17 protein-coding genes are annotated in these 18,842 nt (G+C 66.4%); 8 read left to right on the forward strand and 9 right to left on the reverse strand.

The window, feature by feature from the left end; translation table 11 throughout:
- The first annotated feature begins 59 nt into the window (after positions 1–59).
- Positions 60–2,684, forward strand: coding sequence for an ATP-dependent Clp protease ATP-binding subunit (locus tag WMN78_RS13930; RefSeq protein ID WP_340534327.1), 2,625 nt, complete (start codon positions 60–62; stop codon positions 2,682–2,684).
- Positions 2,685–2,779: 95 nt separating this feature from the next.
- Here WMN78_RS13930 and WMN78_RS13935 read toward each other — a convergent pair whose 3' ends face one another.
- Genes WMN78_RS13935 through WMN78_RS13945 form a run of 3 tightly spaced genes read right to left on the reverse strand, consistent with a single transcriptional unit; the run spans position 2,780 to position 6,383 of the window.
- Positions 2,780–3,262: a DUF3237 domain-containing protein gene (locus WMN78_RS13935; RefSeq protein ID WP_340534328.1), complete on the reverse strand. Its 483-nt coding sequence runs from the start codon at positions 3,260–3,262 to the stop codon at positions 2,780–2,782.
- Positions 3,259–5,016 carry a CocE/NonD family hydrolase gene (locus WMN78_RS13940; RefSeq protein WP_340534330.1) on the reverse strand — a complete coding sequence of 586 codons (1,758 nt, stop codon included), beginning with the start codon at positions 5,014–5,016 and terminating at the stop codon, positions 3,259–3,261. Before WMN78_RS13940 ends, WMN78_RS13935 begins: the two co-directional genes overlap by 4 nt.
- The gene (locus WMN78_RS13945) at positions 5,013–6,383 is read right to left on the reverse strand and encodes an MFS transporter (protein WP_340534332.1); all 1,371 of its coding nucleotides are present in this window, start codon (positions 6,381–6,383) and stop codon (positions 5,013–5,015) included. Before WMN78_RS13945 ends, WMN78_RS13940 begins: the two co-directional genes overlap by 4 nt.
- A gap of 182 nt (positions 6,384–6,565) precedes the next feature.
- Here WMN78_RS13945 and WMN78_RS13950 point away from each other — a divergent pair, with 182 nt between their 5' ends.
- Positions 6,566–7,495 carry a PaaX family transcriptional regulator gene (locus WMN78_RS13950; RefSeq protein WP_340534333.1) on the forward strand — a complete coding sequence of 310 codons (930 nt, stop codon included), beginning with the start codon at positions 6,566–6,568 and terminating at the stop codon, positions 7,493–7,495.
- Between the two features lie 51 nt (positions 7,496–7,546).
- Here the strand turns inward: WMN78_RS13950 and WMN78_RS13955 are convergent, their stop codons facing one another.
- On the reverse strand, positions 7,547–8,170 hold the full coding sequence (locus WMN78_RS13955) for a LysE family transporter (RefSeq protein ID WP_340534334.1): 624 nt from the start codon (positions 8,168–8,170) through the stop codon (positions 7,547–7,549).
- A gap of 59 nt (positions 8,171–8,229) precedes the next feature.
- On the opposite strand from WMN78_RS13955, the gene WMN78_RS13960 reads away from it, so the two are divergent.
- Positions 8,230–8,526 (forward strand): hypothetical protein, encoded by a 297-nt coding sequence (locus tag WMN78_RS13960; protein ID WP_340534335.1) that lies wholly within the window; start codon positions 8,230–8,232, stop codon positions 8,524–8,526.
- On the opposite strand, the gene WMN78_RS13965 is transcribed toward WMN78_RS13960, so the two are convergent.
- The 4 genes from WMN78_RS13965 to WMN78_RS13980 form a co-directional block, all read right to left on the reverse strand.
- Positions 8,523–9,074: a dihydrofolate reductase family protein gene (locus tag WMN78_RS13965; protein WP_340534336.1), complete on the reverse strand. Its 552-nt coding sequence runs from the start codon at positions 9,072–9,074 to the stop codon at positions 8,523–8,525. The genes WMN78_RS13960 and WMN78_RS13965 overlap by 4 nt on opposite strands.
- Positions 9,075–9,158: 84 nt before the next feature.
- Positions 9,159–9,626, reverse strand: a complete 468-nt coding sequence (locus WMN78_RS13970; RefSeq protein ID WP_340534337.1) for a hypothetical protein — start codon at positions 9,624–9,626, stop codon at positions 9,159–9,161.
- Positions 9,627–9,703: 77 nt separating this feature from the next.
- Entirely contained in the window at positions 9,704–10,519 is an 816-nt protein-coding gene (locus tag WMN78_RS13975; RefSeq protein WP_340534338.1) for a class I SAM-dependent methyltransferase, read from the reverse strand.
- Positions 10,520–10,581: 62 nt separating this feature from the next.
- Entirely contained in the window at positions 10,582–11,151 is a 570-nt protein-coding gene (locus WMN78_RS13980; RefSeq protein ID WP_340534340.1) for a MarR family winged helix-turn-helix transcriptional regulator, read from the reverse strand.
- 216 nt (positions 11,152–11,367) lie between these two features.
- Here WMN78_RS13980 and WMN78_RS13985 point away from each other — a divergent pair, with 216 nt between their 5' ends.
- Positions 11,368–13,596 (forward strand): MMPL family transporter, encoded by a 2,229-nt coding sequence (locus tag WMN78_RS13985; RefSeq protein WP_340534341.1) that lies wholly within the window; start codon positions 11,368–11,370, stop codon positions 13,594–13,596.
- 28 nt (positions 13,597–13,624) lie between these two features.
- Here the strand turns inward: WMN78_RS13985 and WMN78_RS13990 are convergent, their stop codons facing one another.
- Positions 13,625–14,554, reverse strand: coding sequence for an NAD-dependent epimerase/dehydratase family protein (locus WMN78_RS13990; protein ID WP_340534342.1), 930 nt, complete (start codon positions 14,552–14,554; stop codon positions 13,625–13,627).
- Positions 14,555–14,700: 146 nt separating this feature from the next.
- Between WMN78_RS13990 and WMN78_RS13995 the strand changes: the two genes are divergently transcribed.
- The 4 genes from WMN78_RS13995 to WMN78_RS14010 all read left to right on the forward strand — a co-directional run bounded on the left by WMN78_RS13995 (position 14,701) and on the right by WMN78_RS14010 (position 18,842).
- Entirely contained in the window at positions 14,701–15,441 is a 741-nt protein-coding gene (locus WMN78_RS13995; RefSeq protein ID WP_340534343.1) for a TetR/AcrR family transcriptional regulator, read from the forward strand.
- A 179-nt stretch (positions 15,442–15,620) separates the two neighbouring features.
- Positions 15,621–16,952 (forward strand): extracellular solute-binding protein, encoded by a 1,332-nt coding sequence (locus tag WMN78_RS14000; protein ID WP_425341153.1) that lies wholly within the window; start codon positions 15,621–15,623, stop codon positions 16,950–16,952.
- Between the two features lie 79 nt (positions 16,953–17,031).
- On the forward strand, positions 17,032–17,940 hold the full coding sequence (locus WMN78_RS14005) for a sugar ABC transporter permease (RefSeq protein WP_340534344.1): 909 nt from the start codon (positions 17,032–17,034) through the stop codon (positions 17,938–17,940).
- 59 nt (positions 17,941–17,999) lie between these two features.
- Positions 18,000–18,842, forward strand: a complete 843-nt coding sequence (locus tag WMN78_RS14010; protein WP_425341155.1) for a carbohydrate ABC transporter permease — start codon at positions 18,000–18,002, stop codon at positions 18,840–18,842.

Here is an 18,842-nt window from a genome sequence, read left to right on the forward strand (position 1 = left end):
ATAATCCTCATAGCTAGAGACTTGAGTCAATGACACTCAACTTTACCTACGGAGGGTACATGCCAACGTTTTTTGGACCTGCCGGTACCGGCAGCGGTTCGTTTGACGAGTTCCTTGCGCGCTACCTGCAGGGCCAGCGCGCGGCCCGGTCCGGGCGCCCCACAGATATCACCAGGCTGCTGAGCCGCCGCACCCACGAGGTGCTCTCACTCGCCGGGCAGTTCGCCATGGACCTTGGGCACGGTGATGTGGATGCGCTTCACATCCTGCGGACGATGGCCGGGGTGGAACCGGCCATCGGTTACGTGCGCCGCGCGGGGGCCAAGCCGGCGGCCGTGGCCAAGGCCGCGGAAGAACGCCTGCCGGAGAAGTCCGGCCGGCCCGTGGCAGCAGCTCCGGCGCTGACGCCGTCCGCCCAGCGCGCCCTGCTGGACGCCTACCAGGTTGCCCGGGCGTTCGGATCCACGTACATCGACCCGGAGCACCTGTTCTTCGCCCTGGTGCTGAACCAGGATGCCTCTGCCGGCCAGGTGCTCGTGGCGGCCGGCGTCACGCCCGAATCCTTCCAGGCCGGGGCGCGCGAGTCTGCCGGCACCGAGCCATCCGGAGCGGGCACCCCGGACGCTGCGGAATCCGCACACGGTCCGGGCGCCGCTTCGGAGACTCCTACGCTGGACACCTACGGGACGGACCTCACCGCCCTGGCGCGTTCAGGCGGCCTGGACCCGGTCATCGGGCGGGCCGACGAGACGGCCCAGACCATCGAAATCCTGGCCCGGCGCACCAAGAACAACCCGGTGCTGATCGGCGAAGCCGGCGTGGGCAAGACGGCCATCGTCGAAGGCCTGGCACAGGCCATTGCCGCCGACACCGTGCCGGAACAGCTCCGCAACAAGCGGGTCATTTCGCTGGACCTTCCCGCCATGCTCGCAGGGACCCGCTACCGCGGGGACTTCGAAGAGCGCCTCACCAAGGCGATGGACGAAGTCACTGCCAACGCCGGCCGGCTCATCCTGTTCATCGACGAGCTGCATATGGTCCTCGGGGCCGGCGGCGCCGGCGAGGGCGGCATGGATGCAGGCAACATCCTGAAGCCGCGGCTGGCCCGCGGCGAACTCCACGTTGTGGGTGCCACCACGCTGAACGAGTACCGCAAGGTGGAGAAGGATCCCGCGTTTGAGCGCCGCTTCCAGCCCGTCCAGGTAGGGGAGCCCGCCATTGACGACGCCGTGCAGATCCTTTCCGGATTGCGCGGGCGGTACGAGGAACACCACGGCGTCCGCTACACCGACGAGGCGATCAGGGCCGCCGTCGAACTGTCCGCCCGTTACGTGACGGACCGCTTCCTTCCCGACAAGGCGATCGACCTTATTGACCAGGCCGGCGCCCGGCTGAGCCTCAAGCTCGGTTCCCGGCAGGACGTGGCCGCCCTGCGCGAACGGCTGGCGGCGCTCGAGGAATCGAAGAACGCGGCGATAGCTGCGGAGGACTTCGAGGAAGCCTCCCGGCTGCGGGACGAAGCGAATGCTCTGAAGGAGAAGCTCGACGGCGGCGCGACCGGCGCCGGCGCGGCCGGCCAGGAAGCCCCCGGCGCCGGCGCGGCGGGCCGGGAAGCCCCCGGCGCCGAGTCCGCCGTCGTGGGTGAAGCGGAGATCGCCGAGATCATCTCGCGCGCAACGGGCATACCGGCGAGCCGGATCACCGAGGGTGACCGGGAGCGGCTTGCCAGGCTGGAAGAAGACCTGCACCAGCGGGTGGTCGGCCAGGAGGATGCCGTGAGCCTGATTGCGAAGTCCGTCCGCCGCAACCGCACGGGCATGGGCGCCGCGGGCAGGCCGATCGGGAGCTTCCTGTTCCTGGGCCCCACCGGCGTGGGCAAGACCGAACTCGCCAAGGCGCTGGCGGGCTCGCTCTTCGGCAGCGAAGATTCCATGATCCGCTTCGACATGAGCGAGTTCGGGGAGCGGCATACCGTGAGCCGCCTGGTCGGCGCCCCTCCGGGGTATGTGGGTTACGACGAGGCCGGGCAGCTGACCGAGCGGGTGCGGCGCAATCCGTACTCAATCGTGCTGCTCGACGAGATCGAAAAGGCGCACCCGGATGTGTTCAACCTCCTGCTGCAGGTGCTCGACGACGGGCGGCTGACGGACGGGCACGGACGGACTGTGGACTTCCGCAACACGGTGGTCATCATGACCTCGAACCTCGGCTCGGAGTTCCTGGCCAGCAAGGCGGGGCCCACCGGATTCACTGCGGCCGGGGAAGGAAGCGCGTTTGGCTCGGAGAAGGCCCTGCGCGACCGTGTGCTGGCGCGGCTGCGTGCATCGATGCGGCCGGAGTTCCTCAACCGCATCGACGAGATCGTCCTGTTCCGCAAGCTTGATCAGGCCCAGTTGCGCCAGATCGTCCGCCTGATGCTGAACGACACCGAAGCCCGCCTGCGCTCGCAGGGCATCGGACTGGTGGTCGGCGAGGACGCGGTGGACTGGATCGCCGAGCGGGGCTATGAACCCGAGTACGGTGCGCGGCCGATGCGCCGCGTGATCCAGCGCGAACTCGACGACCGGATCGCCGATCTGCTGGTGGGCTCAGACCTGGCAGCCGGGGGTCAGGTCACCGTTTCCGCGGACGGGCCGGAGCTGGTGGTGGCTGCCGGCCGCCCGGAGGTGCCGCTGGCCGCATAAGGGGAGCGGCGCGAACGGACAGTTGCGGCCCGGCCGGTGACGCATGATGCGTTGCAGGCCGGGCCGCGTGCTGCCTCAGTCGATGACATCCGGAATCAGTCAATGAGGAAGATCCGGATCAGCACATGGTCCGGGTGCCTGACGCCGGTCCCCACCGCCAGACGTGCGTTCAGCCATTCCCATTCGGGGGCGGCCGTTGTGAGCCGGGGCCAGCAGCGGAAATAGATGCTGGCGGCGTCGACTGGTTCCCCGCGGTTGAGCCGGGCAATATCCTCGGCATTTCCGTGGCGCAGCGCTGAATTGTGCACGTAGATGCGGTGGCCGTCCGGTGTCTCCAGCACGTAGCGGGCGTCCAGCTCCGTGAGGGTATCGTACCGGGCGATCTGGTAATCCGCGCCGCCGGGGACGACCCGTCCGTTCAGGGCCGGCCCGCTGACCGTTCCGCCGGTGATGGGGATGACCCTGCGGTGGCCCTCTGGGGTTTGCCCGACGTCGATCGGCTCACCGACGGTGACCGAAAGTTCCGCCAGGAAGGTCAGCCCCGGAGGCTCAGGAGCAGCCGGGGCTGGTGCGTTCACAGGACCCCCGCCGTCAGCCGGCTGGGGTAGCCCGGACCGAAAAGGATGGTCTGCGTGGCCACCACCGATTCGGCGGAGTCATAGGCCAGCTTGCCGGTGTTGAGGTTCCGGTCCCAGCGCGGATGGCAGCTCGAGGTGACCTGGACGCGGAGCCGGTCGCCCGGGGCAAACGTGTAGGCCGTCTGCCACAGGCTCACGGTGTACTCGTAAGGCACGCCCGGTTCGATCGGCGACGGCGCGTGGCCTGGCTGGAACAGGCCGGTCCGGGCATGGCTGTCCCGCCAGGACGCGCGGATGATTCCGTCGGCAATGCCCAGCGACGTTCCGTCCGGAGCCACGCGGCAGAGCCGCACCACAAAATCAGTGTCGACGGCGGTGGAGGCGGCAAAGAAGGTGGCGCTGACTTCGCCGAACAGCGTGACGGGTTCCTCGAACGCCTCTGTCGTAAAGGTGAGGACGTCGGCGCGGGACTCCACGGCGTGCTGGTTGGCCGGCCCCGCGGGAAACACCCCGTGGATCATGGTTGCGCTGCCGGTGGCGGGGACCGGGTCCAAGGGGTCGTAGCTGTATTCCGCGGAGCCGCCGGTCCCGGGTGCGTCCCGCAGTGACCCGTCCGCACCGAGGAACCAGGAGCGGTGGCCGCGGGGCGCGGGAAGCTCATCAAATCCGCGCCACTGGTTCTCGCCCATGAAATAGAGCAGCACCGCCGGAATGCTGCTGAGGCGCCCGGGATCGTCCTTGAGCACGGCGTCGAACCAGGCCGTCTGCAGTCCGGAGAGGTCACCGAGGCCGTTCATCACGCCTCCGGCCGCGTTCAGTCCGAAGCTCACGTCGGGGTAGCCGCCGGAGAAATTCGTGTGGGTCCACGGCCCCATGATGAGCCGCGGTGCAGGTGCGGCCCCGGTCCGGCTGTACTCCAGCTGCATCGTGTACTGGGAGAGCGTGCCGGGGGAAAAGATGTCGAACCAGCCGCCGATGTGCAGCGTGGGCAGCGGCACCGGTGTGGCGGATGCGTCGTCCCACAGGCGCGTGAAGCTGCTGCCCGGGGCCTCTCCGGCCGAGGGGAGGACATGGCGGTTCATGAACGTCCCAAGCTGTGCGGAGAGGTCCCGCAGGGGCAGCGTCCCAAAGGCACTGCCGTCGGAAAATGAGCGGTCCAGGTCCAGCCACGTCTGGAATTCCTTGCCCTGCCGTTCGGGGTCTTCGGCGAATTCGCGGAGCAGCTCATTGGCTGAGATGGAGGCATGGCCCCAGCTGAACCGGCTGCCGAGCTCGTAGGCTCCGCCGCGGTAAAGCGATCCGTTGTTCGCGTTGGCGCCGGCCGAGATGCCGGGGGCCAGTGCAGCGAGCCCGTTCGGAGCCAGGGACGCTGCCCGCCACTGCGTCTCTGCGAAGTAGGACCGGCCCCACATCCCCACGGAGCCGTTGGAGTACGGCAGCTCTGCTGCCCACTCCACTGTTGCGGCGCCGTCGGACGCTTCATTCACGGACGGGTCGAAGCCGCCGTCGGAACCGAAGCGTCCGCGGCAGTCCTGCATGATGACGACGTAGCCTGCGGCAGCGACCGTTACGGGGTTGAAGTAGGCGGAATTGACGGAGAGGTCGCGTCCGTAGGGCGTCCTGGTCAGCAGTACCGGGCAGGGTTCCCCGCCTGCGGGCCGGTACATCGTGGATCGCAGGATGGTGCCGTCCGGCATCCGGGTTTCGACGTCGTGTTCAATGAGTACTGGTTTTAGCGCGGTGCGCAGTGTCATGGACGGTTCCTCACGGTTCCGAGCGCCTCAGTGGGGACGTTGTAGGTTTCCTTGACCCAGATGGCGGTGACGGCCGCCGAGGCAAGGCAGCAGGCCGCGGTGAAGGCGGCCACGGGAATCCATCCGGTGGGGCCGGGCTGGACGATGGCCGCTGCGATGGCCGGTGCGAAGCCGGTGACAACGAGGCCCAGTTGCGAGGCGGTGGCGGCACCGGAGTAGCGGATCTTCGTGGGGAACATTTCAGCGGTCATGGCCGGGCCGAGCGGGTTGACCATTCCGTAGCCCACGGTCATGAAAAGGATGCCGCTGGCGTAGATGAGCGGCACCGACGCGGTGCTGATGGACCAGAAGAAGACGAAGGCGGCGACGGCGCAGATGAGGTTGCCTGCGATGAAGACCGGCTTGCGGCCGATCCTGTCGGCGAGGATGCCCGCGGAAGGCTGGGCGACCAGGGCCAGCCCCGCCGTGAGGATGGTGACACCCAGCATTGCCGGCGCCGGGACGCCGAACTTGCTGGTGGCGTAGGCGAGGCCGAATGCGGCGAATACGGAGGAAACCACACTCCAGAGCCCGAAGAAGATGACCTTGATGATGGTTCGCCAATGATCGCGGAGGACCACTTTGATAGGCAGTTCCTTCTCGGTTTCCGCTTCTTTTGCCGCTTCGAACACCTCGGATTCGGGCAGCCGGACGCGGATGTAGAGGCCGACGCCGACCACCAGGATGCTGGCCAGGAACGGCAGGCGCCAGCCCCAGCTGAGCAGGTCATCCTGGGGCAGCATCGAAACGGCCAGGAAGGCCAGGGATGCCAGCATGATGCCGGCAGCCGCGCCCGTGTTGACCCAGCTGCTGTAGAAGGCACGCTTGTTGCTGGGGGCGTGTTCCATGGTCATGGTGACGGCTCCCACCGATTCGCCCGCGGCGGATGCTCCCTGGAGGGCCCGGAGGACAACCAGGAGGATGGGGGCTGCCGCGCCGATGGCAGCGGTCGGCGGAAGGCAGCCGATGAGGAAGGTGGCAACGCCCATCACCACGAGTGTCAGCACCAGCATCTGGCGGCGTCCGATGCGGTCGCCGTAGTGCCCGATCACGCTCGCGGCCAGCGGACGGACGACGTAGCCGATGCCGATGGTGGCCATGGACAGGATGGTTCCGAGGGCGGGGTCGATCCCGGGGAAGAAGATCTTATTGAAAATCAGCGCTGAGGCTGACCCGTAGATGAAGAAGTCGTAATACTCCAGGGTGCTGCCGATGAAACTGGCGGTGGCGGCACGGCGGGCATGTTTTGTTCCCTGGTGGGAATCAGGGCGGGCCTGTTCCGGGGACGGCGTCAACGGCGTCGGCGGAACGATGGGACCAGCGGTCATTGCGGATCTCCTAAGAGGACAGGGGAGGAAAGCTCTGGGGGGGGGCTCGCATGCTGAGCTGAGCGACGGGGTCGGCTGTGGCCTCCGTCACGCTCTGGGTAAATAGTATGCACTTAGCTCAGCGCCCGTCAATAAAAGTGCAGACTTTAATTGGCTGTCCCTGCTGGCATGATGGAGGCGTGATGAGCAAGCCCGCGGCTTCAGTACCCGGCATGGATCCGGACATGGCCATTGATTTTCCCCGGCCGCTGAAGGGTCCCTCCAGTCAGCACCAGCTGGTGACCCTGCTGGTGGACTACTGGTTCACCAGCGACGCCTGGCTGCCGTCCCGGCTCATCGCAGCCCTGGCCGCGGACCTTGGCATCACCCCCTCCGCATCAGCCACGGCACTGAGCCGCTTGGCCTCCCGGGGCGTGTTGGAACAGTCCAGCGCGGGGCGGACCTCCCGCTACCGGATTACCGAAGGTGCGCGGAAACGCCTGCGCGGCGGCCTGGAGCAGGTTTCGGCGTTCGGGGAACAGTCCCAGCATTGGGACGGCAGCTGGACGGTTATCGCCTTCTCCATCCCCGAGACGTCACGGGACGTCCGCGAGCTGTTCCGGTCACGCTTGCGGTGGCGCGGGTTCGCGCCGCTGTTCGGGGCCGTCTGGGTCTCGCCGAGGGACCACTCCGCCGAGCTCGAAACCACCTGCGAGGCCTTCGGCGTGGACGACTACGTCATTTTCCGGACCGCCGATTCCACCCTCCGCGGCAAGCGGCTCATTGACGCGTGGTCGCCGCAGGAATTCAGGGAGCAGTACCAGCCGTTCATTGACAGGTTCAGGCCATGGCTGGAGAGGCTCGACGCCGGGGCCGTGAGTCCGGCGGATGCCTTGCGGGTCAGGACCGAGCTGATGGATGCCTGGCGGGCATTCCCGTGGAGCGACCCCGACCTTCCCGCCCGGCTGCTGCCCGAGGCCTGGCCGCGGACCGAAGCGCGTGAGCTCCTGGTCCGCCTGTACGACGGACTGGCGCCGGCCGCCCTCGCCTATGTTGAAGAGACCGTGGCCAGGGAAGCCCCGGAGCTGGCAGGTTCGGCCCGGGCCGTGTCGGTGCGCTCCGGCAGTTACTGAGCGCGAACGGACAGTTGTGGCCCTGCGGTTGACGCGCCTGCGGGCTAGCCGCTAATGGATCAACGCCAGCATGACGCCCACGGCCACGAAGAGCACCCCGAACGTCCGGTTCAGGATCTTCTGACCGTGGGCGTTGTGCGTGAAACGCTGGAAGGACTTGGCTGCGGCCGCGAAAAAGAACCACATCACCACAATGTCGATGACCACCACTGTGGCGGTAAGCACCAGGTACTGGGGCAGCAGCGGCTGCTCCGGCTTGATGAACTGCGGCATAAAGGCCAGGAAGAAGACGACGGCCTTGGGGTTCAGCAGGTTCACCCAGAGACCCCGGCGGAACATGGACCCGGCCGGTTCATTGCGTAGCTCGGCCGCTTTTTCCTGGTCCAGGTCCGGCTTGTGCAGGAACTGGCGGATGCCCAGATAGACCAGATAAGCTGCGCCGGCGTAACGGATTACGTTGAACGCCACGGGCGAGCTGGCCACAAGGACTCCTACGCCCAAGGCCACGATCAGCACGTGGACCACCAGTGCAGCCTGCTGGCCCAGGATTCCCCAGATTGCTCGCCTGAAGCCTGAATTCAGCGAGTTGCTCATGGTGTTGATGGCACCCGCTCCGGGGGTGAAGCTGATCAGGACGCCGGCGCCGGCCAAGGCCAGCCAAAGGGAGGGTTGCACCCATCCAGTTTAGGGTGTTTGTGCTGTACCGAAGTTTTGTTCCGGAGTATCGTCAGGCCATGGCCGGGGAAAAAGCGCGCCGGTCCGGAGGCGGATGGCTATGGTCGCAGCGCTGGCCCTGGGCGGTCATCCTGGCCGTGGTGGGGTTCGTCAGCCTTCCGCTGCTGACAACCACCGTGGGCGTCTGCGTTGACTACGTTGATCGCCCGGGTGAATGTACGTCTTATCCGTTGATCGCCGCGGACGGGTCACTGCCATGGGTCATAGCCGCTGGATTTCTGGCCGCCGTCTGCGTATACCAGCTGGTTCGAATTTCGGCCCGTCGGCAGAGCAAGCACGGCCAGCATCTGCCCTAGGCGCCCTTACGGCCGTAGCTGAGGATCATGTTCCCCTTGCTGGTCCGCTGCGAATCCTGCAACTCCAGCCGTGTCACCGGATCGCCGTCCTCGAACAGCCGCCGTCCGCTTCCGGCGATGACCGGGTGCACCATGAGCATCAGCGAGTCGAGAAGGTCGGCGAACAGGAGTTGCCGGGTCAGCGAGATGCTGGCGAACACGGCAATCTCGCCGCCGTTGCCGTTCTTGAGCGTGGCCACGAACTCCTCCAGCGGCGCGTCCATCAGCCGGGAATTCTGCCACTCGAGCTCGCCCGAAAGGGTCCTGGAGGCCACGAACTTCTGCAGCGGATTGATGAACGCGCCGAAGTCGGCGTCAGCGGCCGCGCCGGGCCAGTAACCGGCCCACTGCTCATAGCCGATCCGGCCCAGGAGCCCGGTTTCAACCCTGGCCATCATCTGTTCCATCCCGGCGCCGAGTTCATCGTCAAAGCTGTCGAACTGCCACAGGTTGGGGGATTCAACCACGCCGTCCACGGAGTAAAACAGGCCGGCCGTCAGTTTGCGCATGGGGTCTCCTCGCTGGTGGTTTCCCTTCGCATCCTAGGGGCAGGCCGGTGGTCAGGGAATGGGCTGTCGGGATATTGGTTGGACTCAGCAGTGCCAACAGGTTCTGGCCTTCGAATTCACCCAGTGCGTCATGGTGCAAGGGAGCTCATCATGGCTCGGGTATTGATCAAAGTATGAATGCGCTCGGGCAGACATGTATCCGGTTTCGTCCTGGCCAAAATGTCCGATCATCTGGAATCCGCGACGGGCTGCCACCGTTTCCAGTTCCTCTGCCTCCACGAGGATCGGGATGTTCCAAGGAAGGCAATGCTCCGTCCAGATCCCGGCATGGGCGATTGCGAAATACTTGGTCCACTCGGGATCGAGCCCATCCAGAATTGCGTTGTGACGGGGCTTCAGCGATCCGGTGAATTCGTCACTCACAACGTCAACACCGTCCAGCTGCATCTCGGAGTCAAGCCGGATCACCACAAGTCTGGGGAGGATCTTTCCTGCCTGGACTATAAATGGCCGGGCCAGGATCTGAAGGTCAAAGCCTGCTTGAATGATCATTTCTTGAGGCTATTCCCGGCTGTGGGCGCGACCCACAGGGTTGTTGCCTTATGTGGAAATCGGCACTCACCGAGTGCTCAGGCCCGCGCGATGACCTCGCCATTAGGGATCAGGAACCAGCCGTCGTCCGTGGAGCCCCAGCGGTGCCAGCCTGCGGAAATCCGGGCAAGGTCAGCGGCGTTGGCGAAGCCGTACTCCAGCGCCTGGTCCGCGAAGGCCGAATGCAGCACGCGCTCACCCCAGACCCTGGCCTGCCACCGGCGCTGCTGTCCTGTGGCGTACAGCCAGTTGCTACTGGTGGGGGCGACGTCTGTGAATCCTGCGGCCTGCGCCCAGGAGACCAGACGGCGTCCGGCGTCGGGTTCGGCGCCGTTACGGCGGGCGATGCGCTGGTACAGCTCCATCCATTCGTCCAGTTCCGGGATGGCGGGGTACCAGCTCATGCCGTGGAAATCGGCGTCGCGCACTGCCACGATGCCGCCGGGCTTGGCTACCCGGCGCATTTCGCGCAGTGCCTCTACCGGGTCAGTCAGGTGCTGGAGCACCTGGTGGGCGTGGACGACGTCGAACGTTTCGTCGTCGAAGTCCAGATCGTAGATGTTCCCGGCCACGAACTCGACGTTATCCACCCCACGTTCGGCGGCAAGTTCAGTGGCGTGGGCGATCACATCCGGGGAGCGGTCCAGACCGGTCACGTGCCCCGGCGCCACCAGGGTTGCGAAGTCGCAGGTGATGCTGCCCGGCCCGCAGCCCACGTCCAGCACGGACGTGCCCGGGGCGAGGTACGGGATCACGAACGCGGCGGAATTCTCGGCCGTCCGTGAGGCATGGGCGCGGACCACTGACTCGTGGTGTCCATGCGTATACACATCTTCAGGCTGCTGCGCACTCATAAGGAAACGCTACCGCTCCGGCAAGAAAATTCGCCGCAATCGGAGAGATCAAAACAGGCCAGTTATTCCGGTGCCGCCACAGCCGGCCCGGGTCCCGCCGGTCCTGCCGCCACAGACGGCCCGGGTCCCGCCGGCCCTGCCGGTTCCGGCCCGGCCGCTTCCAGTGCTGCGCGGATGGTGGCCTGGGTCATGGACTCCATGAAGCGTGCCGCCACCTCCAGCTCCGCGGGCGTGAACTCCGCCATGGCCGCGCCCATGTGGCGGGCAAGCGGGAGGAACATGGCGCCGCCGTCGCGGTAGGCCTTGGGGGTCATGCGAAGCTGGACCTGCCTGCGGTCCGCTCCCTGGCGTTCGCGCACCACGTGCCCGGAGCTGTACAGCCGGTCGATGAGGGCCGTCGTGGCGGGGGAGCTGAGGTTAAGTTCCTTGCGCAGCACGCCGGGGGTGACGATCTGGTCTTTCGCGGCGTGCCGCATGATCACCGCGAGCGCATTGAGGTCCGTCCGGTGCATGTCGTTGCGCCCGCCGGCCGCGTCCACATAGCGGTTGGCTTCGAGGGTGAACTCCTGGAGGAGCCGGACAAGGCCCTGGGGCGCGGCCGGTCCGGGGCGCTCCGCAGGCTCTTCCGGCATGGCGTCCCTCCTTGCTGCGTGGTCCCTCAGGCGGATCGCCTGCGGAAATGTATTGGTTCCGCACGCGCATCGCCTGCGGAAATCTGTTGGCTCCGCCAAGATTCTCTCACCGACGGAATGCTAAGCGACTATTTACTTCCGGGTACTTATCTCCATAATGGAGATAGTCTACGATAGAGTAAATTCTACGCCCCCGAGGAACCACGAGAAGGACACATGAAACAGAGACATTCCGGCACTGCGCGCGTCCCGTTCTGGCTCCGCTGGCTGGTTCCCGTATTGCTCGTGCTTACCTGGCTCGCCGTCGCCGGAGTGGGCGGCCCCACCTTCGGCCGCCTGGACGAAGTGTCCTCCAATGACCAGGCCTCGTTCCTGCCTGCCGGCGCGGAGGCTACGGCGGCCCAGGACTGGCAGGCCAAGTTCAGGGACTCGGACGAGATCCCGGCCGTGATCGTCGTCGAAAGCGAATCCGCCTTCACTCCCGCGCAGCTGGGGGAGGCGGCTGCCCTGAAGGCCAAGCTCGAGGAACTGCAGGCGGGCAGCACCGTCATCGGACCCATCCCGTCGGAGGACGGAGAGGCCATCCAGTTCGTGGTGCCCATTCCCTCCTCGGGGGAGGTCAAGGAAATCGTCCAGGAGCTCCGCGAGGAGGTCCAGGCTTCGGCGCCCGCGGGAATGCAGACGTTCGTTACCGGTCCGGCGGGACTGACGGCGGACCTGGTGAGCGCCTTCGCGGGCATTGACGGCATCCTGCTGCTCGTGGCCCTCGCCGCCGTGTTCATCATCCTGCTGATTGTCTACCGGTCATTGCTCCTGCCCATCGCCGTGCTTTTCACCTCGGTATTCGCCCTCTGTGCCGCCATCCTGCTGGTGTTCGGCATGGCCAAGCTCGGCTGGATCCAGCTCAGCGGCCAAAGCCAGGGCATCCTCTCCATCCTGGTGATCGGCGCAGCCACGGACTACGCACTGCTGTATGTGGCCAGGTTCCGTGAAGCGCTAACCCACACCACCAACCGCACCGCGGCCGTCCTCACCGCGTGGAAGGCCTCCTTCGAGCCCATCCTGGCCTCCGGGGCCACGGTGATCATCGCCCTGCTGTGCCTGCTGTTTTCCGACCTGAATTCCAACAAAGCGCTGGGCCCGGTGGCTGCAGCCGGCATCCTCTGTTCGCTCTTTGCGGCACTCACGCTGCTCCCGGCGCTGATGGCGCTGCTGGGCCGCACGGCCTTCTGGCCGTTCCGCCCCAAGCTGGTCCCCGACGCCGAACGGGAACCCCGGTTCGTCACCGGCCTCGAAGGCCAGAAGGGGCTGTGGCGGGCAACCGGGTCGCTCGTTGCCCGCCGTCCCCGGACTGTCTGGGTTGCCTCCGTTCTCCTGCTCCTCGCGGCTTCCGCGGGCATCCTGCAGCTCAAGGCCAACGGCGTGCCGCAGACGGATGTCATCCTCACCGCCTCCAATGCGGTGGACGGCCAGGACGCCCTGGCGCGCCATTTCGACGCTGGATCCGGCAGTCCCGCGGTGATCGTCGCCGACGAGGCGAAGGCGCAAGAGGTGCTGGACAAAACCAAGGCGACTGCCGGCGTCGGCGATGCCTACCTGCTCGCTGAAGGGAGCGTCCCCATCATTTCCGGCGGGCCTGCGGCCCCGGGCACCCCGGGCGCGCCCGATGTCCGCGAGGGGAAAGTGCTCATCAACGCAACCCTGAACTATGCGGCGGACTCCAATGACGCCGAGAACGTTGTGGTGAAGCTCCGCGAGGAACTCAAGAAGATCGACGACGGCGCGCTGGTGGGCGGCGTGACCGCGACCGCTCTGGACACCAACACCACGGCCCAGCGGGACCTGGTGGTCATCATCCCGGTGGTGCTCGCCGTCATCCTGGTGATCCTCATGCTGCTGCTGCGCTCCGTGCTGGCCCCGGTCCTGCTGGTGGCCTCGGTGGTTCTTTCCTACGCCGCCGCCATGGGCGTTTCAGCCCTGGTGTTCAACCACATCTTCGGGTTCCCGGGTGCCGATGCCACCGTGCCGCTGTTCGGCTTCGTGTTCCTGGTGGCGCTGGGCGTGGACTACAACATCTTCCTGATGAGCCGGGTCCGGGAGGAATCCCTCAAGCACGGCACCAGGCCGGGAATCCTGCGCGGCCTGGGTGTCACGGGCGGCGTCATCACGTCCGCGGGTGTGGTCCTCGCAGCAACGTTTGCGGCGCTGGGCGTCATCCCCATCATGTTCCTGGTCCAGCTCGCATTCATCGTCGCCTTCGGGGTGCTGCTGGATACGGTACTGGTCCGCTCGCTGCTGGTCCCGGCGCTCTCCTATGACCTGGGCCGGCGGATCTGGTGGCCCAGCAGGCTGGGGCGGCTGGCCGACGACGAGCGGGCGCTCGCCGGATCGCGCGGCGACGAGGCCAGCCTGGAAACCGACCTGGAAGGCGCTGCGCGCAGGTAGGCGTGGCCCGTGGGTGACGTCTAAAGCCTCAGCCCCGTGCCCGCCACCAGGCCACCGTGGCCGCCGCGGCTTCCGGCAGCGGGGTCGGGTGCAGGCGCAGACCGGCCTCGCTCGCCTGCGAATCCATCACAAACGGCCGTTCGAACTGGTAGAGCATCTCGGCCAGCTCCCGGGTTCCGGAGGAGAAGAGTCCCATGGCCCGGAGGAACCAGCCCGGCACCGCGCCGAGTTTCGGTACAGGCACTCCGCCGGCTTCCGTGAAGGCCGACGCGAGCTGGCGCTGTGTGAGCGCAGGGCCCGTGGGCGCGTGCCACACCCGGTTCCAGGCGGAGGGTGTTTCCGCGGCCCGGATCATGGCCGCGGCAAGGTCCGGAACATACGTGAAGGAGTGCGGCTGGTCCGCGCTGCCAACCACGAGCACCCTCTTTCCGGCCAGGACCGCCGGGACCATGCGCTCGCCGGCGTGGGACGCCAGCACCCGGGGGCCGAAGAAGTCGCCCGCCACAACGCTCACGGTGTTCGTCGGGGAGGCAGCACGCGCCTTCAGCAGGGCCGTGCGCACGCCGCGCTTTCCGCCCCGGGCATCCCGCGGGCTGTCTTCCGCCATCACGGCATCCGGCCGGCTGTAGGAGTACAGGCTTTCGGGAAAAACGACGACGGCGCCCGCCTCGCCGGCTGCGGCCAGCACCGCTTCTTCGGCCCGCGGCAGTTCCCGCTGCCATGCTTCGGCGGTGTAGGCCGAGCCGTGGATGCAGTGGAAGACAGCCGAGGCCCCGGCGAATGCCTCGCCGAGCAGTGCGGCATTGGAGACGTCCACGGACATCCTGTCGACGAGGGGGTGCTCCGGGCCGCTGCCCGAACGGGTCAGGACCCGCACCCGCTTTCCCTGGCCGGCAAGCTGCTCCGCCACGTTCCAGCCGACAGGGCCTGCGCCGGTGACTACATACAGTTCGGACATCGGGTTCTCTTTCCTCGGGTTCTTGAGTTTGCGCCTGTCACAAGAGAGCAGTGCTCTCGAAACCAAGAATGCGCCGCAGCGGAGACAAAGTCAAGAGCACTGCTCTCAATTGTTGACAGTGCTCTGAATCGTGGAATGCTGGGGGGATGCCAGCCGCACCTTCCCCCAGCCCGACGCCCCGCACGCCTCGCGAGCGGGCCAGGGCGCAAACCGTTGCCGATATCGTCCGGCTGGGCAGGGAGCACCTGGCCGTCCACGGGGCCGCAGCACTGTCCCTCCGGGCTGTCGCCAGGGACCTCGGGGTGGTGTCCTCGGCCGTGTACAGGTACGTGCAGAACCGGGACGAACTGCTGACCCTCCTGCTGATTGATGCGTACGGCGAGCTGGGCGACGAGGTGGATGCCGCCGTCGGCCGCGTGGTGGAAGCGGACTTCGCCGGGCGCTTCCAGGCGCTGGGGCGGGCAGTCCGCGGTTGGGCCATCCGCGAGCCTGCCCGCTATGCCCTGCTCTTCGGCAGCCCCGTGCCCGGGTACCGGGCGCCCGCGGAGCGGACCACGGGGCCGGGAACCCGGGTCATCCACGCTCTCATGGCCATCTTCGACGGTGCGTGGCGGGCAGGCGTGCTGCGCGCCGAAGCCGCGGCGCCGGCAGCAGTGGCGCCTGTGATGCCCGCACCGTTGGCGCGGGACCTGAAGGCGATCCGCGAGGAGCTGGGCCTCGCCGTCCCGGACGACTTCCTGGCGCGCGGCGCATTGGTCTGGACCTCGCTTTTCGGAGCCGTCAGCTTCGAAGTGTTCGGCCAGTACGGAGAAGGCACCTTCGCGGCCAGGGATGAGCTTTTCGAGCACCACCTCCGGGTGCTGGCGGGCATGGCCGGACTCGAATAAGGGCGGCAGTGCCGGGGAGTCTGCTCTCAATTTGTGAGCGCTAACAAATTTTCCTTGTAACTGCATTTACAACGATATAAAGTGTGTCTCAGCCCACAGCCGCCAGGTCCAGTCCACATGACCGGCAGAAGCCAGGCGGCAGGCGGATTTTTCCAACGGCTACGTCCAAAGGAGTGACGGTGAAGCAAGTTGATTCACGCCCGATGCACATGACCCGGAGGCAGCTGCTGCTCGGGGGAGGTGCGCTCGCAGGCAGCCTTTCGCTGGGAGCAAGCCTGACAGGATGCGGTGGCGCGGCCCAGGCGGCCGGCAACGACATCCGCTTCTGGCACCTGCTCTCGGGCGGAGACGGCATCAAGATGATGGCCATGATCGACAAAGCCAACGCGGACCATCCTGAGTTCAGGATCAAGCCCACTGTGCTCGCCTGGGGTGCGCCGTATTACACCAAGCTGGCCATGGCCTCGGCAGGCGGGCGCCCGCCCGAGGTGGCTGTGATGCACGCGGCCAGGGTCCCCGGCTATGCCCCCGGCGGACTGCTGGATCCCTGGGACCTGGGCCTGCTGGCGGAGTACGGGGTGCGTCCGGAGGACTTCGGCTCCAGAATCTGGGAGAAGAGCCAGTTCAACGGCCAGGTATTTTCGCTGGCGCTGGACTCGCACCCGTTCGTGATGCTCTACAACACGGAGGTGGCGGGCAGGGCCGGTGTCCTGGGGAACGACGGGCGGCTGGCCGAGATCTCCTCCCCGTCGCAGTTCCTTGAAGTGAGCCGTGAACTGCAGCGGGTCACCGGCAAGCACGGGCTCTCCTACGGGTACCTGGGCGACGGCGCACAGATGTGGCGCCTGTTCTACACCCTCTACCGCCAGCACGGCGCGGACTTCATCCTGGAACCCGGCAGGCCCGCCCAAGTGGACCGGGATGTGGCCATCGACTGCCTGGAGTTCATCACTTCGCTGCTGGACAACACCATTTCCACGAAAAGCGGCGACGGCGGCACGGCCATCGCCGAGTTCGCCAGCCAGGGGTCGGGGCTGCTTTTCACCGGTGTCTGGGAGCTGCCCACCATGAAGACGGCGGGTGTCCCGTTCGGTGCCAGCACCATCCCCACTCTGTTCGGAACGCCGGCAGCCTTCGCCGACTCGCATTCGTTCGTGCTGCCGCACCAGGCAACGCTGGACGAATCCAGGCGCCGCGGCGTTTACCAGTTCGTCGCGTCCATGCTCAAAAACTCCCTGAGCTGGGCCGAAGCTGGCCACATCCCTGCCTACCAGCCGGTGGTGAACTCCAGCGAGTACGCGGCACTGAAGCCTCAGGCGGACTATGCCCACGCCGCGGACATCATCAACTACGACCCCGTGGCATGGTTCACCGGTTCCGGGTCCGACTTCCAGGGCTATTTCGCCGAGAACGTCCAGAACGTGTTCCTCGGACGGGACAAGGCCGCGGACGGCTGGGATGCCTTCATGAAGCGCATCAACACGGTCCTCGCCATGCCGAACCCGGTATGAGCATCCGCCCCGGCAGAGCCGCCGAAACCCGCTTGGGCATTGACCCGCCCGTGACAAAGTCCGTGACAAAGGAGTCCTCATGAGCACCGCCCGCACCACAGCGCCCGCCGCGAAATCGCTGCGCTCCCGGCGTGACAACATCCACGGCTGGGCCTTCTCTGCCCCGTTCCTGGCCTTCTTCCTGCTGTTCCTGGTCTGGCCCATGATTTCCGGCGCCATCATGAGCCTCACCGGGAAATCCCTTACCGGCGCCAACAGCGGGATCATCGGCCTGGCCAACTACACCGAGGCGTTCGCCGACGCGGACATGTGGCGCTCGCTGGGGAACACCCTCTACTTCACGCTGATCAGCACGGTGCCGCTGGTGATCATCGCACTGGCGCTGGCAGCACTCGTCAACATGGGCCTCCCGGCGCAGTGGCTGTGGAGGCTCTCCTTCTTCTCCCCGTTCCTGCTGGCCTCCACCGTGGTCTCGCTGTTCTTTTCCTGGATGTACAACCCGGAGCTCGGGCTGTTCAACGATCTGCTCGCCAAGGTGGGCATTCCGCCCGTGGCGTGGCTCAACGATCCCGCGGTGGCGATGTGGGCCGTCGTGATCGCGACGGTCTGGTGGACCATCGGCTTCAACTTCCTGCTGTACCTCGCGGCGCTGCAGAACATCCCGCAGCAGCACTACGAAGCAGCCTCGCTCGACGGCGCCGGCGGCTGGCGCCAGTTCTTCTCCATCAGCCTTCCCCAGCTGGGCCCTACCACGGTGATGATCGTGATCCTGCAGATCCTCGCGTCCCTGAAGGTCTTTGACCAGATCTACCAGATGACTGAAGGCGGACCGGGCGGAGCGACCCGCTCCATCGTGCAGTACATCTTCGAGGCCGGCTTCACGGGCTACCGGCTGGGATATTCCGCCGCCATTTCCTACATCTTCTTCGGCCTGATCCTGCTCATCGCGCTGGCCCAGGTCTTCGCCACACGGAAAAGGAGCGCCTAGCCATGGCTACCACCACACTTTCCAAGCCTGCACTCCAGCCCAAAGGTTCCGCTGAAACCATGCCCAACCGGCGCCCGAAGACGCCGCTGTCCCGCGTGCTGGCCACCGTCATTGTGGCCGTCCTCGCCGTGGCCTGGCTGGTGCCCTTCGCCTGGGCCACCGCCACCGCCCTGAAGAGCGAAACGGATGCTGCCTCCACCCCCATCAGCTGGATACCGGCGTCGGGCTTCACACTTGACGCCTTTGCCAAAGTCCTGCAGAGCGGAAACATCCCCACCTGGACGCTCAACTCGCTGTTCACGTCCGCGGCGATCACCGCCATCACGCTGGTTATTTCCGCGTCCGTTGCCTACGCCATTTCGCGGATCGATTTCCGCGGCAAGAGGATGCTGATGGGCGTGATCGTGGCCTCCATCATTGTTCCGCCGCCGGTCCTCATCATCCCCCTGTTCCAGCAGATGCTGTCCCTGAACCTGATCGATACCTACTGGGCGCTGATCCTGCCGCAGGTGATCCACTCGCCCATGGTGTTCGTGCTCAAGAAGTTCTTCGACCAGATCCCGCGGGAACTCGAGGAGGCCGCGCTGATGGACGGCGCCGGAAGGCTGCGGATCTTCACCACCATCGTGCTGCCGCTGTCCCGGCCCATCCTTGCCGCCGTCGCGATCTTCGTGTTCATCGGCGCCTGGAACAACTTCCTCTGGCCGTTCATTGCCACCAACGAAAGCTCACTGCTTACCCTGCCGGTGGGCCTGCAGACCATCAAGAGCGCCTACGGCATCCAGTACGCCCAGAACATGGCGTCCGCGCTCCTGGCCGCACTGCCGCTGATCGTGGTGTTCCTGTTCTTCCAGCGCCAGATCATCAGGGGCGTGGCCACCACCGGCCTCGCCGGCACCTGA

Source organism: Arthrobacter oryzae (assembly GCF_037911235.1).
Classification (GTDB): Bacteria; Actinomycetota; Actinomycetes; order Actinomycetales; family Micrococcaceae; genus Arthrobacter; species Arthrobacter oryzae_E.

Bases quoted from the DNA above. Each gene is read 5' to 3' on its own strand.
- WMN78_RS13930 (WP_340534327.1), top strand. From the start codon at position 60: ATGCCAACGTTTTTTGGACCTGCCGGTACCGGCAGCGGTTCGTTTGAC.
- WMN78_RS13940 (WP_340534330.1), bottom strand. From the start codon at position 5,016: ATGACACTGCGCACCGCGCTAAAACCAGTACTCATTGAACACGACGTC.
- WMN78_RS13945 (WP_340534332.1), bottom strand. From the start codon at position 6,383: ATGACCGCTGGTCCCATCGTTCCGCCGACGCCGTTGACGCCGTCCCCG.
- WMN78_RS13950 (WP_340534333.1), top strand. From the start codon at position 6,566: ATGAGCAAGCCCGCGGCTTCAGTACCCGGCATGGATCCGGACATGGCC.
- WMN78_RS13960 (WP_340534335.1), top strand. From the start codon at position 8,230: ATGGCCGGGGAAAAAGCGCGCCGGTCCGGAGGCGGATGGCTATGGTCG.
- WMN78_RS13965 (WP_340534336.1), bottom strand. From the start codon at position 9,074: ATGCGCAAACTGACGGCCGGCCTGTTTTACTCCGTGGACGGCGTGGTT.
- WMN78_RS13970 (WP_340534337.1), bottom strand. From the start codon at position 9,626: ATGATCATTCAAGCAGGCTTTGACCTTCAGATCCTGGCCCGGCCATTT.
- WMN78_RS13975 (WP_340534338.1), bottom strand. From the start codon at position 10,519: ATGAGTGCGCAGCAGCCTGAAGATGTGTATACGCATGGACACCACGAG.
- WMN78_RS13980 (WP_340534340.1), bottom strand. From the start codon at position 11,151: ATGCCGGAAGAGCCTGCGGAGCGCCCCGGACCGGCCGCGCCCCAGGGC.
- WMN78_RS13985 (WP_340534341.1), top strand. From the start codon at position 11,368: ATGAAACAGAGACATTCCGGCACTGCGCGCGTCCCGTTCTGGCTCCGC.
- WMN78_RS13990 (WP_340534342.1), bottom strand. From the start codon at position 14,554: ATGTCCGAACTGTATGTAGTCACCGGCGCAGGCCCTGTCGGCTGGAAC.
- WMN78_RS13995 (WP_340534343.1), top strand. From the start codon at position 14,701: ATGCCAGCCGCACCTTCCCCCAGCCCGACGCCCCGCACGCCTCGCGAG.
- WMN78_RS14005 (WP_340534344.1), top strand. From the start codon at position 17,032: ATGAGCACCGCCCGCACCACAGCGCCCGCCGCGAAATCGCTGCGCTCC.
- WMN78_RS14010 (WP_425341155.1), top strand. From the start codon at position 18,000: ATGCCCAACCGGCGCCCGAAGACGCCGCTGTCCCGCGTGCTGGCCACC.